Below are 12,589 nucleotides of genomic sequence, written 5' to 3'. Positions count from 1 at the left end.
ATCCACAGAGCGGGCGGTCAGTGGCCGCCCAGGTAAGCGTTGCGCACCTCCTCATTGACCAGCAATTCCTTGCCGGTGCCGCTGAGGCGGATCTCGCCGTTGACCATCACATAGGCCCGATCCGACAGTTTCAGTGCATGGTTGGCGTTTTGCTCCACCAGGAAGATGGTCATGCCGGTGGCCGCCAGTTCCCGCAGGGTGGCGAAAATCTGCTTCACCACAATCGGCGCCAAGCCCAGGCTCGGCTCATCCAGCAGCAGCAACTTGGGCCGGCTCATCAGGGCCCGAGCGATGGCCAGCATCTGCTGCTCGCCACCGGACATGGTCATGGCCCGCTGGGTACGCCGCTCCTTGAGCCTGGGGAACAGTTCGAACATGCGCTGCATGTCCTCGCTGGCGTACTTGTCGCCAATGGGGATAGTGCCCATCAGCAGGTTCTCTTCCACGGTCATGTCAGGGAACACCCGGCGCCCTTCCGGGGATTGGGCGATGCCGTTGGAGGCGATGTAGTGAGACGACTTGTGGGTGATATCCACACCGCGGTAGAGGATCTGACCGGACTCGGCCCGGGGCTGGCCGAAGATCGACATCAGCAGGGTCGACTTGCCGGCACCGTTGGAGCCGATCAGGCTCACGGTTTCCCCTTCGTTGATGTGCATCGAGACTTTCTTCAAGGCCTGGATCGGGCCGTAGTACACGTCCAGGTCCTTGAGTTCGAGGATGGCTTGCGTCATACCAGCTCCTCTTCGTCGGCACCCAGGTAGGCGGCGATCACTTTCGGATCGCTGCGGATCGCTTCCGGGCCGCCCTCGGCAATCACGTTGCCGTGGTCGAGCACCACGATGTGGTCGGAAATACTCATCACCATGCCCATGTCATGTTCAATCAGCACCACGGTCAGGCCGTGCTCGTCGCGCAGCAACCGGATCATCGCGCTCAGCGCTTCGGTTTCCTGAGGGTTGAGGCCGGCAGCCGGCTCATCGAGGCAGATGATCTGTGGCCGGGTGCACATGGCCCGGGCGATCTCCAGGCGGCGTTGCTGGCCATAGGACAGTTCACCGGCCAGGCGGTTGGCACAATCCACCAGGTCCACCACTTCCAGCCAGTAGAAGGCATGGTCCAGGGCCGCACTCTCCGCCTTGCGGTAGCCCTTGGTGTTGAGGATCCCGGCCAGCATGTTGCGGTTGACCCACATGTGCTGGGCCACCAGCAGGTTCTCCACCACGGACATTTCCTTGAACAGGCGAATGTTCTGGAAGGTCCGCGCCAGCCCGGCACGGTTCACCAGGTGAGTACCGCCGAACATCTTGTAGTAGAGGCGGCTGGCGAAGCTCTTCGGCGACACGAAGTCAGTGCCGCGAAAAGGCTCGCCCAGGAGCTTGATCACGTTGGTCTGCTGGCCTCGGGTGTTGAGCTCGATGCGCCCGCCGGAGGCCTTGTAGAAACCGGTCAGGCAGTTGAACACCGTGGTCTTGCCGGCACCATTGGGGCCGATCAGGGCAAAGATCGAGTTGCGCTTGACCTTCAGGCTGACGTCGCTGAGGGCCTTGATGCCACCGAAGTGCATCATCAGGTTCTCGACCGACAGAATATATTCGCTCATGGCGCGTTCCCCTCAGTCAAAGCACCTTTACGCGGGGTTACGCCGGTACGGCTGATGCGGATCAGCCCTCGCGGTCGCCAGATCATCATCAACACCATGAGCACGCCGAACAGCAGCACCCGGTACTCAGAGAAGCTGCGCAGTAGCTCCGGGGCCACGGTCAGTACAAAGGCCGCGATCACCACACCCACGGTCGAGCCCATGCCGCCGAGCACCACAATGGCGAGGATCAGCGCCGACTCGAAGAAGGTGAAGGACGATGGGTTGACGAAGCCCTGGTAGCTGGCGAAGAACACCCCCGCCAGACCGGCGGTGGAGGCGCCGATGGTAAACGCCGAAAGCTTGACCAACACGTGGTTCAGGCCCATGGCACGGCAGGCGATCTCGTCTTCACGCAGGGCTTCCCAGGCGCGACCGACCGGCATCCGGGTCAGCCGGTGCTTGATGTACAACACCAGCAGCACCACCAGGAACAACACGATGTAGATGAACAGGAATTTCAGGTTGGGGTTGTAGTCCATGCCGAAGAATTCATGGAACGGCACTCCGCCGTCCTTGGCCTTGCGGCCGAATTCCAGGCCGAAGAAGGTCGGCGACGGCACCGGCATGCCATTCGGACCACCGGTGAAAGACAGCCAGTTGTTGAGCACCAGGCGGATGATCTCGCCAAAGCCCAGGGTCACGATGGCCAGGTAGTCGCCGTGCATTCTCAGCACCGGAAAGCCCAATATGCATCCCGCCAAGGCCGCAGCAAGCGCCGCCAGGGGCAGCACCGTCCAGAACCCCAGGCCCAGGTACTGGTAGCCCAGCGCCAGGCCGTAGGCGCCAATGGCGTAGAAGGCCACATAGCCCAGGTCCAGCAACCCGGCCAGGCCCACCACAATGTTCAGCCCAAGCCCCAGCAGGACATAGATCAGGCCGAGGATTACCACCGTCAGCAGGTACTTGTTGGCGAAAAACGGGAACACGATGGCAATCACGATCAGCGCCGGGATGATCCAGCGCAACTGCGACTTGTAGTCCGGCGCCAGCACGTGCACCCCGGAGCTAGTGCTTTCGAAGCCCTGGAGAATCTTCAGGCCCTTGGGGGTTTGCAGGAACAGGCTCAGGGCCAGGCGGCCGACCATCACGATCGCTACCAGCCAGCCCACCCGGGCCGGTTGCAGGTTGAAGCTATAGCCATCCAGCACCACGCCCACGATGGGCCCGAACACGATCAGCGAGATCAGCCCGGCAAGCACGGCGTCGATGACACTCTTTTTGAGATCAATCGGTTTATTGGCAGCAGACATACTTATACCTTCGCCACGAGTGGGCGACCCAGCAGGCCTTGGGGACGGAAGATCAGGATCAGCACCAGCAGCGAGAAACTGAACACGTCTTTGTAGTCGGAGTTGATCAAGCCGGAGAACAGCGACTCGGAGATGCCGAGGATGATCCCGCCGAGCATCGCTCCGGGCAGCGAGCCGATGCCGCCAAGGACTGCCGCGGTGAACGCCTTGATGCCGATGACGAAGCCGGCATAGAAGTCGAAAGTGCCGTAGTTCATGGTGATCAGCACCCCGGCCAAGGCCGCCATGGCCGCGCCGATGACGAACACGTAGGAGATCACCCGGTCGGTGTTGATCCCCAGGATCGAGGCCATCTTGCGGTCTTGCTGGGTGGCTCGGCACATGCGCCCGAGCTTGGTGTACTTGATGATGTAGGTCAGCAGCGCCATACCGGCGAACGCCGCCACCAGGATGAAGATCTTGGTGTAGGTGAGCTGCACGAAGCCCGTGCCGATGTCGACCTTCCAGGCCCCGGCGAGCAAGGTCGGAACCCCTTGCTGCTTGGCGCCCTGGCTGATCTGCGCGTAGTTCTGCAGGATCAGCGAAATGCCGATGGCGCTGATCAGCGGTGCCAGGCGAGTGGAGTTGCGCAGGGGTTTATAGGCGACACGCTCGATGACCCAGCCGTAGATCCCCGTCACCACGACGGTGAACACCAGGGTGCCGAGAATGAGTAGCGGGAAGGATTCAATGCCGAAGTAGGCCAGCAGAGCCAGACTGATTGCCGCGAGGTAAGCGGAAATCATGTAAACCTCGCCGTGGGCGAAGTTGATCATGCCGATGATGCCATAGACCATTGTGTAGCCGATGGCGATCAGACCATAGACGGACCCGAGGGTCAGCCCATTGATCAGTTGCTGCAGGAAAATACCATCCATAACGCAATCTCACGGACTTGAGAGACGGCACAGGGCGTCAACGCCAGACAGGGATCACCCGTCCGCGCAACACGTCCGTTGTGCAGCTCTACGAGAAAAGGCAAGTACTGCACGAGTACGGGTCGACACCTGAGGGCAGTGTCGACCCGTTCGGACTCATGTCACTTCTGTTTTTCCAACTGGTGGTATTTGCCGTCCTTGTCCCACTGATAGACCACGTAGTCGGAGACTTTCAGGTCGCCCTTGGCGTCCCAGGACTTCTCGCCCATCACGGTTTTCACCGGGTTGGCCTTGAGCCATTTGGCCGCGTCTTCGCCTTTGTTGGACTTGGCGCCGCCGAAGCCGGCAGCCAGGGCCTGGATCGAGGCATAGGCGTACAGGGTGTAGCCTTCGGGCTCGGTACCGGCTTTGCGGAAAGCGTCGACCACAGTCTTGCTGTCTGGCAATAAGCGCGGGTCGGCGCCGAAAGTCATGTACACGCCATCGACGTACTGCGGACCGCCGGCAGTGGTCACCAACTCGTCGGTAACGATGCCGTCGTCGGACATGAACTTGACGTCTTTCAGGCCCTGCTCACGCAGTTGACGCACCAGCGGGCCGGCTTCCGGGTGCAGGCCGCCGAAGTACACCACGTCGGCACCGGCGGCGCGGATCTTGGTCACCACGGCGCTGAAGTCTTTCTCGCCACGGGTCAGGCCTTCGTACAGCACCGGAACCACGCCACGCTTGGTCAGCTGCGCCTTGGTCGCGTCTGCCAGGCCCTGGCCGTAGGTGTCCTTGTCGTGCAGCACCGCCACTTTCTTGCCCTTGAGCACATCGACGATGTAGTCGCCGGCAACAATGCCCTGCTGGTCGTCACGTCCGCACATGCGAAACATGGCACTCAGGCCACGCTCGGTGACCTGGGGGTTGGTGGAGCCCGGGGTAATGGCAATCACACCGGCGTCGCTATAGACCTCGGAAGCCGGGATGGTCGACGAGGAACAGAAGTGCCCGACCACACCGGCCACCTTGTCCTGGTCCACCAGGCGGTTGGCCACCGCCACCGCCTGCTTGGGTTCGCAAGCGTCATCGCCTTTCACCAGGACGATCTTCTCGCCGTTGACCCCGCCCTTGGCGTTGATCTCGTCAGCCGCTGCCTGTGCACCCTTCATGTACTGCTCGCCAAATGCCGCATTGGCACCGGTCATGGGACCCGCAACACCGATCTTCAGGTCGGCTTGAGCAAACGCAGAAACACCCAGCGCAGTTGCCACTGCGAGGGCCAGAAAGCCTTTCTTGTAAAACGTCTGGGACATGAGGTGGTGCTCCAAGGTTTTTTTAGTTGGCACTGCGACTTCACTTAATTGCTCAGAGCAAGCGCCGTGCCAGTGGTTTTTTATTCTGAAAAAAGTCGCTGTCTTATTGTTATTTCGACTGTTTCGAGCCCTTTTTCATTGGGCGTGCAACCGTCTAAACCGCGGAAGGTAAAACCCTGCTTTTTAATGGGCGCAACCCATGCGTGCCATCATTGCAACCGCGACACAATTCAACGTGCAACCCTGCTGTAACAGCTCGCGTCACCGAACTGCACACTGCTGGTGCGCAACTGCTACGAGCCGCACCATTACAGGCTAGTCGCTGCATCGAAAAGCGTCGTCGCTGGCCGTTTATTTCCTCTTTCAGATAACGATCCGCAGGCACTGGCCTGCGTGGTACAGGGAGAATCCGGCCTCGTACAGGCAACTGCGCAGGCTCACGCCGGCCAAGGGCTGCATGGGCGCGAAGGGAATCGGTAGGGCCTGAGGATTTCCGTTACACAGGTAGTCGGCGAAGGCCTTGCCCACCACCGTGCCAGTGGTCACGCCCCGGCCGTTGTAACCGGTCACTGCCACCAGGCCGGGCGCAGGCTCGAACAAGCGCATCAGGTGATCGGGGGTGAAGGCGATGCAGCCGGTCCAGGTGCACTCCCACTCCACAGGCTTGAGGTAGGGGAAATAATGCTGCTGCACCCGGTCGGCCCAGGCTTTGAGGAACCACTGGGGTTTCTGGTTGCCGTTGCCCAGGCTGCCTAGCAACAAGCGGCCCTCGGCATCCCGGCGAATGCTGCTCAGGACCTGGCGGGTATCCCAGGAACCCTGGCCACCGGGGAGGATCTGCCGGGCCGCCTCTTCGGTCAGCGGCGCGGAGGCCACCTGATAGTAATAACCAGGAAAGAAGTTACGCCGCAGCTCGGTCCAGTCACCCTCGGTGTAGGCGTTGGAGGCGATCACCACCTGTTCGGCCAGCACCGAACCCTGCGCGGTCTGCACCGACCAGCGCTGCCCCTGGCGCTCCAGGCGGGTGACCGGGGAGTGATCGAACAACTGGCCGCCAAGCTTGATTGCGGCCTTGGCCAGCCCCGTGGTGTAGGCCATCGGGTTGAGGGTGCCAGCACGCCGATCGAGCAAGGCGGCAGCAATTTTCTTGGTGCCGGTGGCGGTTTCGCAGGCGCTGCCGGTCAGCAGTTCCACCGGCGCACCACGACGCTTCCATTGTTGTTCACGACTGCGCAGGTCAGCCTCGCCACGGGCATTGTGAGCCATGTGCAAGGTGCCTTCGCGGCGCAACTGGCAATCGATCTGATACTTGTCCACCAGGCTGAACACCAGGGACGGCGCAGCCCCGAGCATGCGGTTGAGCTGGCTGCCCACCTGTTCGCCGAAACCGGCTTCGATCTCGTCTGGCGGGATCCACATGCCGGCGTTGACCAGTCCGACATTGCGCCCCGAGCCGCCGTGCCCCGCGCGGTGAGCTTCGACGACACAGACCCGCTTGCCCTGCTCCAGCAGGTGCACGGCCGCCGACAACCCGGTGAAACCGGCGCCGATGATGCATACATCCGCCGTCAGCTCGCCCTTGAGCGGTGCGTTGTCAGGTCTTTGCGGGGTCAGTTTTTCCCATAGACACTCTTCTCGTAACGCCATTGCCGGACTCCAAAATCAACCAACCACAAACGATGAAGCGCATTTACCGCGGATCGCGAGCAAGCTCGCCCCTGCAAAGGTTTACAGGTCCTTCTGCAGGGGCGGACTGGCTCGCGGTAAAAGCCCGAATGGCCGCCTGCTCAGTCGAAGGTGATGCCCTGGGCCAGCGGCAATTCCTGGGAGTAGTTGACGGTGTTGGTCTGGCGGCGCATGTAACCGCGCCAGGCGTCGGAACCGGACTCGCGACCGCCACCGGTTTCCTTCTCGCCACCAAAGGCGCCACCGATTTCCGCGCCGCTCGGGCCGATGTTGACGTTGGCGATGCCGCAGTCGCTGCCCACCGCCGACATGAACTGCTCGGCTTCACGCACGTCGGTGGTGAAGATGCACGACGACAGGCCTTGGGGCACGGCGTTGTTGAGGCGCAGCGCTTCTTCGAAGTCGTTGTAGCCGATCACATACAGGATCGGGGCAAATGTCTCGCTACAGACCACGTCGCTCTGTTCCGGCATTTCGACAATCGCTGGCGCCACGTAGTAGGCGTTGGGGAAGGTGTCCTGCAACTGACGCTGGCCGCCAAAGACCCGGCCGCCTTCGCTCAAGGCCTGCTCCAGGGCATCCTGCATGGCATCGAAGCTGTGTTTGTCGATCAGCGGGCCGATCAGATTGCCCTGCAGCGGGTGGCCGATGCGCACCTTGGAATAGGCCGCCTTGAGCCGGACGACGATTTCCTCTTTCACCGATTCGTGGGCAATCAACCGGCGCAAGGTAGTGCAACGCTGGCCGGCGGTGCCGACGGCGCTGAACAGGATGGCACGCACGGCCATGTCCAGGTCCGCGCTCGGGCCGAGGATCATCGCGTTGTTGCCCCCCAGTTCGAGAATGCTCCGGGCAAAACGCGCGGCGATCTTCGGCGCCACTTCACGGCCCATGCGGGTACTGCCGGTAGCGCTGATCAGTGCCACACGCGGGTCGTCCACCAGGGCGGCACCGGCGTCACGGCCGCCGATGATCACCTGGCTCAGGTACTCGGGGGCGTCCTGGAAGTTGTTCAGCACGCGCTCGAGCAACGCCTGGCAAGCCAGGGCAGTGAGCGGCGTCTTCTCCGAAGGTTTCCAGATCACCGGGTTGCCGCACACCAGCGCCAGGGTGGTGTTCCAGGCCCAGACCGCCACCGGGAAGTTGAACGCGCTGATCACTCCCACCACCCCCAGCGGGTGCCAGGTTTCACGCATGTGATGGCCTGGGCGCTCGGAGGCGATGGTCAAGCCGTAGAGTTGACGGGACAGGCCGACGGCGAAGTCGCAGATGTCGATCATTTCCTGCACTTCCCCCAGGCCTTCCTGGGTGATCTTGCCGGCCTCCCATGACACGAGTTCGCCAAGATCGGCCTTGAACTCGCGCAGCACCTCACCCAATTGCCGTACCAGCTCACCGCGACGGGGCGCCGGCACCTTGCGCCAAAGGGCGAATGCATGCTCTGCGCGACTGACCTGCTGCTCGACTTCGGCAGCGCCCTGCCAGTTCACCGCGGCTATCCGGCTGCCGTCGATGGGCGAATGCACAGGCTGGGAGCCCGACTGGTACAGGGCCGGGTTCACACCCAGACGATCAAGCAATACGGCAACCATGGGGGTCACTCCTTACAGGTTAAAAGCGAAAAATCCCGACCGCTGCGACGGCCATCAAGGCCTGTAGTTGTAGCTGGCCTGAGACTTGCCAACAAACGACCTTTAAGCGAGATATCATTCCGTTTATTCATGCTGAGCCGGCATCCAGCACCGATAAGAACAAGGACAAGCCATGCTGAACAAACGCTACCTGCCGTCGATCACTGCCTTGCAGTGCTTCGAGGCCGTGACCCGGCACCTGAGCTTCACCCGCGCGGCCGAGGAACTCAACCTGACCCAGAGTGCGGTGAGCAAGCAAGTCGCGCAGTTGGAAGAACTGCTGCAACACCTGCTGTTTCGCCGGGTGCGCCGGCGCCTGCAACTGACTCCGGCCGGCGACCTGTACCTGGTGGAGGTGCGCAAGATCCTCACCCAGGTGGAGATGTCCACCCATTACCTGCGCTCCTACGGCGGCGAGACCGAAGTGTTGCGGGTCTCCACGCCCTACACGTTCGGCGCGCGCTGGCTGGTGCCGCGACTCAAGGGCTGGCGCCTGCGCCATCCGCATATCCACCTGGACCTGTGCAACGAGCAGGAACCGGACGAACTGCTCCAGGGCCACAGCGACTTGGCGTTCTACTTCGGCCAGGGCTCGCGACCCGGCACCGAGAGCCTGAAATTGTTCAGCGAGGAACTGGTGGCGGTCTGCGCCCCCGACAACCTGCCCGCCACGCCCTTGACCGACCCCAGGCAGCTGACCGACCTGGTGCTGTTGCAGAACGCCTCGCGGCCCCAGGGCTGGCACGAGTGGTTCGACCAGCAGGGTTACCAGACCGAGCACAGCTATCACGGCCCGCGTTTCGAGACCTTCTATATGTGCATCCGTGCGGCTCAGGTTGGTTGTGGCGTAGCGCTGCTGCCCAGGTTCCTGGTGGAGGAAGAACTGGCCGAAGGCAAGCTGGTGATCGCCTGGGAGCACGCCATGCCCAGCCAGGACGCCTACTACCTGGCCTACCCCGAGCATTCGGCGGAGGTGCCCAAGGTTCGCGACTTCGTGCGCTGGATGCTCGAACACAACGATTCCCCCCTCCCGTAGGAGCCGGCTTGCCGGCGAACAGGCCCTTGAGCCCTGCACAAGGCTGAAGATTGATTCGCTGGCGAGCCAGCTCCTACGGCCGGACAATCACCCACCACGAAAAAACACTGGCAAAGCGCCGGGCGTCTATGCGCCACTAGCGCCTTCACAGAAAGAGCTGAAGCCGCCGCTGTCTGTTGCGGCCAGCATGGAGATTCCCGTTATGAGCGAGAGTGTGTTTGCCGATCGCATCGTGCAGAACCTGCTCGACACCGACTTCTACAAACTGACCATGATGCAGGCGGTGCTGCACAACTACCCCAATGTGGAAGTGGAATGGGAGTTTCGTTGCCGTAATAGCGAGGATCTGCGGCCCTATCTGGCGGAGATCCGCTATCAGTTCGAGCGCCTCGGGGAGTTGAACCTGAGCGCCGACCAGTTGGGCTTTCTCGAACGCATCAGCTTTCTCAAGCCAGACTTCCTGCGTTTTCTCGGGCTGTTCCGCTTCAACCTGCGCTATGTACACACCGGCATCGAGAACGGCGAGCTGTTTATCCGCCTGCGCGGCCCCTGGCTGCACGTGATCCTGTTTGAAGTGCCGATGCTGGCCATCATCAGTGAAGTGCGCAACCGCTATCGCTACCGCGAAATCCAGCTGGTGCAGGCCCGGGAGCAGCTGTATCGCAAGTTCGACTGGCTAAGCGCCAACGCCAGCAGTGAAGAGCTTTCCGAGCTGCAGGTGGCGGATTTCGGCACCCGCCGACGCTTCTCCTACCGGGTCCAGGAGGAAGTGGTGAACGTGCTCAAACACGACTTCCCCGGGCGCTTTGTCGGCACCAGCAACGTGCACCTGTCCCGGGAGCTGAACATGAAGCCCCTGGGCACCATGGCCCACGAGTGGATCATGGCCCACCAGCAACTGGGCCCACGGCTGATCGACAGCCAGATCGCCGCCCTCGACTGCTGGGTCCGCGAATACCGCGGCCTGCTGGGCATCGCCCTCACCGACTGCATCACCACCGAGGCCTTCCTGGGTGATTTCGATCTGTTCTTCGCCAAGCTGTTCGACGGCCTGCGCCATGACTCCGGGGACCCAATCCTCTGGGCGGAGAAGGCCATCGCCCACTACCACAAACTGGGCATCGACCCGATGAGCAAGACCCTGGTGTTCTCCGACAGCCTGACGCTATCCCGCTCCCTGGAAATATTCCGCGCACTGCGGGGGCGGATCAACGTCAGCTTTGGCATAGGCACCAACCTGACCTGCGATATTCCCGGTGTCGAGCCGATGAGCATCGTGCTTAAAATGGCCGCCTGCAATGGCCAGCCCGTCGCCAAGATCTCCGATGAAGCGGGCAAGACCCATTGCAAGGATCCGAACTTCGTCGCCTACTTGCGCCACGTTTTCCAAGTACCTGCCCAACCTGGCAAGGAGTGAATCATGCAAGCCGTACAGCGTGAGATTGCTGAACAGCTCAAGGTCCAAGCACCTTTTCCCGACCACGCGGCGCTGGAGGCGGAAGTCGCCCGACGCGTCCGTTTCATCCAGGATTGCCTGGTCAATTCCGGGCTCAAGTCATTGGTGCTGGGCATCAGCGGCGGTGTCGACTCGTTGACCGCCGGGCTGCTGGCCCAGCGGGCGATGCGTGAGCTGCGCGAGCGCAGCGGCGATGACAAGTATCGCTTCATCGCCGTGCGCCTGCCCTACGAAACCCAGTTCGACGAGCACGACGCCCAAGCCTCGGTGGACTTCATCAACCCGGACGAGCGCCACACGGTGAACATCGGTCCGGCGGTCAAGGCCCTGGCCAATGAAGTGGCGGCCTTCGAAGGGCAGCACGCGGTGTCCAGGGACTTTGTCCTCGGCAACACCAAGGCGCGGATGCGCATGGTCGCCCAGTACACCATCGCCGGCGCCGCCCACGGCCTGGTGATCGGCACCGATCACGCTGCCGAAGCGGTGATGGGTTTCTTCACCAAGTTCGGTGACGGCGCCTGTGACCTGGCCCCCCTGAGTGGCCTGGTGAAACACCAGGTGCGAACCATCGCCCGGTATTTCGGCGCCCCGGAGTCGCTGGTGGAAAAGATCCCCACCGCCGACCTTGAAGACCTGTCGCCGGGCAAGCCGGATGAAGCCTCCCACGGTGTCACCTACACCGAGATCGATGCCTTCCTCCATGGCCAGCCGGTGCGTGAAGAAGCGTTCAAGATCATCTGCGACACCTACCGCAAGACTCATCACAAACGCGTGATGCCCTTCGCCCCCTGACCCGCCTCGCTCTGTAGGAGCCGGCTTGCCGGCGAAAGGGCAGCTTGATGCTGCACAAGGCTCAAGGGCCTCTTCGCGGGCAAGCCCGCTCCTACGGATGCACACAAAAAAAGCGCCCCTCGGGGCGCTTTCTTGGTGCAGCCGGGTCAACCTGTTACTTCAGGACCACAGCGCCTTTCATCATCGAGTTGTGACCTGGGAACGAGCAGAAGAACTGGTAGCTTTCGCCTGCGGTCAGCTTCGACACATCGAAGGTCACCGAGTCTTTCTCGCCAGCACCAATGATCTTGGTGTGGGCGATGACGCGGGTGTCGCCTTCTTTCAGGTAGCTCTTGTCGATGCCGGCAGCCATGCCGTCGGTGGCAATGCCAGCCATGTCTGCGGTTTTGCTCAGTACCCAGTTATGGCCCATGACGTTCTTCGGCAGGCTGCCGGAGTGGGTCAGGTTCACGGTGAAGGTTTTGCAGCTCTTGTCGATGGTGATCTCCTTGGTGTTGAAGGACATCTGGTCGGTAGAGTCGACATCGACCTTACATTCGGCGGCCATCAATTGGCTGCTGGCCAGTGTCAGCAGGGATACCGCAACGAGTTTGGCAAACATGGTGAATCTCCAAGGCAGGGTTAACAAAATCCATCTGAATCCATGGAACGGAAGACTGCCTGAATTTTCGCCAAGTTCCTATGATTTGCATCAAAGAACTGTATACAACTCTCTGCTATCAGGCCGATCAAGACAATCTAACAGCCGCCCACCGCCCCACGCCCTAGAATCGCTCCGTCCCCCTCTATTGGAGCTTTGGTCATGCCGTTCAACAGCCTGTTTCGCAGCTTGCTCGCCGCCTACGCCTGTGGTGCCAGCGGTACTTATGCAACCGCGC

11 protein-coding genes are annotated in these 12,589 nt (G+C 61.6%); 3 read left to right on the top strand and 8 right to left on the bottom strand.

Going from position 1 to position 12,589, the window contains the following annotated elements; genetic code table 11:
• Nucleotides 1-17: 17 nt before the first annotated feature.
• From GV818_RS17885 to amaB, 7 genes are all read right to left on the bottom strand, one after another.
• Nucleotides 18-734, bottom strand: a complete 717-nt coding sequence (locus tag GV818_RS17885) for an ABC transporter ATP-binding protein (RefSeq protein WP_161777117.1) — start codon at nucleotides 732-734, stop codon at nucleotides 18-20.
• On the bottom strand, nucleotides 731-1,603 hold the full coding sequence (locus GV818_RS17880) for an ABC transporter ATP-binding protein (protein WP_161758798.1): 873 nt from the start codon (nucleotides 1,601-1,603) through the stop codon (nucleotides 731-733). Before GV818_RS17880 ends, GV818_RS17885 begins: the two co-directional genes overlap by 4 nt.
• Nucleotides 1,600-2,895 carry a high-affinity branched-chain amino acid ABC transporter permease LivM gene (gene livM / locus GV818_RS17875; protein ID WP_161777116.1) on the bottom strand — a complete coding sequence of 432 codons (1,296 nt, stop codon included), beginning with the start codon at nucleotides 2,893-2,895 and terminating at the stop codon, nucleotides 1,600-1,602. Before livM ends, GV818_RS17880 begins: the two co-directional genes overlap by 4 nt.
• A gap of 2 nt (nucleotides 2,896-2,897) precedes the next feature.
• Nucleotides 2,898-3,812, bottom strand: a complete 915-nt coding sequence (locus tag GV818_RS17870) for an ABC transporter permease subunit (protein ID WP_102862931.1) — start codon at nucleotides 3,810-3,812, stop codon at nucleotides 2,898-2,900.
• Nucleotides 3,813-3,973: 161 nt separating this feature from the next.
• Complete coding sequence (locus tag GV818_RS17865) at nucleotides 3,974-5,110, bottom strand: branched-chain amino acid ABC transporter substrate-binding protein (protein WP_161777115.1); 1,137 nt, start codon at nucleotides 5,108-5,110, stop codon at nucleotides 3,974-3,976.
• Between the two features lie 363 nt (nucleotides 5,111-5,473).
• Entirely contained in the window at nucleotides 5,474-6,757 is a 1,284-nt protein-coding gene (gene amaA, locus GV818_RS17860) for an L-pipecolate oxidase (protein ID WP_161758801.1), read from the bottom strand.
• 140 nt (nucleotides 6,758-6,897) lie between these two features.
• Nucleotides 6,898-8,388 carry an L-piperidine-6-carboxylate dehydrogenase gene (gene amaB, locus GV818_RS17855; protein ID WP_161777114.1) on the bottom strand — a complete coding sequence of 497 codons (1,491 nt, stop codon included), beginning with the start codon at nucleotides 8,386-8,388 and terminating at the stop codon, nucleotides 6,898-6,900.
• Nucleotides 8,389-8,560: 172 nt separating this feature from the next.
• Here amaB and GV818_RS17850 point away from each other — a divergent pair, with 172 nt between their 5' ends.
• The 3 genes from GV818_RS17850 to nadE all read left to right on the top strand — a co-directional run bounded on the left by GV818_RS17850 (nucleotide 8,561) and on the right by nadE (nucleotide 11,711).
• Entirely contained in the window at nucleotides 8,561-9,463 is a 903-nt protein-coding gene (locus GV818_RS17850) for a LysR family transcriptional regulator (RefSeq protein ID WP_161777113.1), read from the top strand.
• A 202-nt stretch (nucleotides 9,464-9,665) separates the two neighbouring features.
• Nucleotides 9,666-10,880: a nicotinate phosphoribosyltransferase gene (gene pncB, locus GV818_RS17845; protein WP_161758804.1), complete on the top strand. Its 1,215-nt coding sequence runs from the start codon at nucleotides 9,666-9,668 to the stop codon at nucleotides 10,878-10,880.
• A gap of 3 nt (nucleotides 10,881-10,883) precedes the next feature.
• On the top strand, nucleotides 10,884-11,711 hold the full coding sequence (gene nadE, locus GV818_RS17840) for an ammonia-dependent NAD(+) synthetase (RefSeq protein ID WP_161758805.1): 828 nt from the start codon (nucleotides 10,884-10,886) through the stop codon (nucleotides 11,709-11,711).
• A gap of 154 nt (nucleotides 11,712-11,865) precedes the next feature.
• Here the strand turns inward: nadE and azu are convergent, their stop codons facing one another.
• Nucleotides 11,866-12,312, bottom strand: a complete 447-nt coding sequence (azu, locus tag GV818_RS17835) for an azurin (RefSeq protein WP_011058960.1) — start codon at nucleotides 12,310-12,312, stop codon at nucleotides 11,866-11,868.
• Nucleotides 12,313-12,589 lie beyond the last annotated feature (277 nt).

This window comes from Pseudomonas sp. Fl4BN1 (assembly GCF_009908285.1).
In the GTDB taxonomy this organism is placed as follows: Bacteria; Pseudomonadota; Gammaproteobacteria; order Pseudomonadales; family Pseudomonadaceae; genus Aquipseudomonas.
This window is presented reverse-complemented; position numbering and strand designations above follow the sequence as displayed.

What these genes read in the sequence shown, in the direction of transcription:
- amaA (WP_161758801.1), bottom strand. Translation starts at nt 6,757, where the DNA reads ATGGCGTTACGAGAAGAGTGTCTATGGGAAAAACTGACCCCGCAAAGA.
- pncB (WP_161758804.1), top strand. Translation starts at nt 9,666, where the DNA reads ATGAGCGAGAGTGTGTTTGCCGATCGCATCGTGCAGAACCTGCTCGAC.
- GV818_RS17865 (WP_161777115.1), bottom strand. Translation starts at nt 5,110, where the DNA reads ATGTCCCAGACGTTTTACAAGAAAGGCTTTCTGGCCCTCGCAGTGGCA.
- amaB (WP_161777114.1), bottom strand. Translation starts at nt 8,388, where the DNA reads ATGGTTGCCGTATTGCTTGATCGTCTGGGTGTGAACCCGGCCCTGTAC.
- GV818_RS17885 (WP_161777117.1), bottom strand. Translation starts at nt 734, where the DNA reads ATGACGCAAGCCATCCTCGAACTCAAGGACCTGGACGTGTACTACGGC.
- GV818_RS17880 (WP_161758798.1), bottom strand. Translation starts at nt 1,603, where the DNA reads ATGAGCGAATATATTCTGTCGGTCGAGAACCTGATGATGCACTTCGGT.
- GV818_RS17870 (WP_102862931.1), bottom strand. Translation starts at nt 3,812, where the DNA reads ATGGATGGTATTTTCCTGCAGCAACTGATCAATGGGCTGACCCTCGGG.
- GV818_RS17850 (WP_161777113.1), top strand. Translation starts at nt 8,561, where the DNA reads ATGCTGAACAAACGCTACCTGCCGTCGATCACTGCCTTGCAGTGCTTC.
- azu (WP_011058960.1), bottom strand. Translation starts at nt 12,312, where the DNA reads ATGTTTGCCAAACTCGTTGCGGTATCCCTGCTGACACTGGCCAGCAGC.
- nadE (WP_161758805.1), top strand. Translation starts at nt 10,884, where the DNA reads ATGCAAGCCGTACAGCGTGAGATTGCTGAACAGCTCAAGGTCCAAGCA.
- livM (WP_161777116.1), bottom strand. Translation starts at nt 2,895, where the DNA reads ATGTCTGCTGCCAATAAACCGATTGATCTCAAAAAGAGTGTCATCGAC.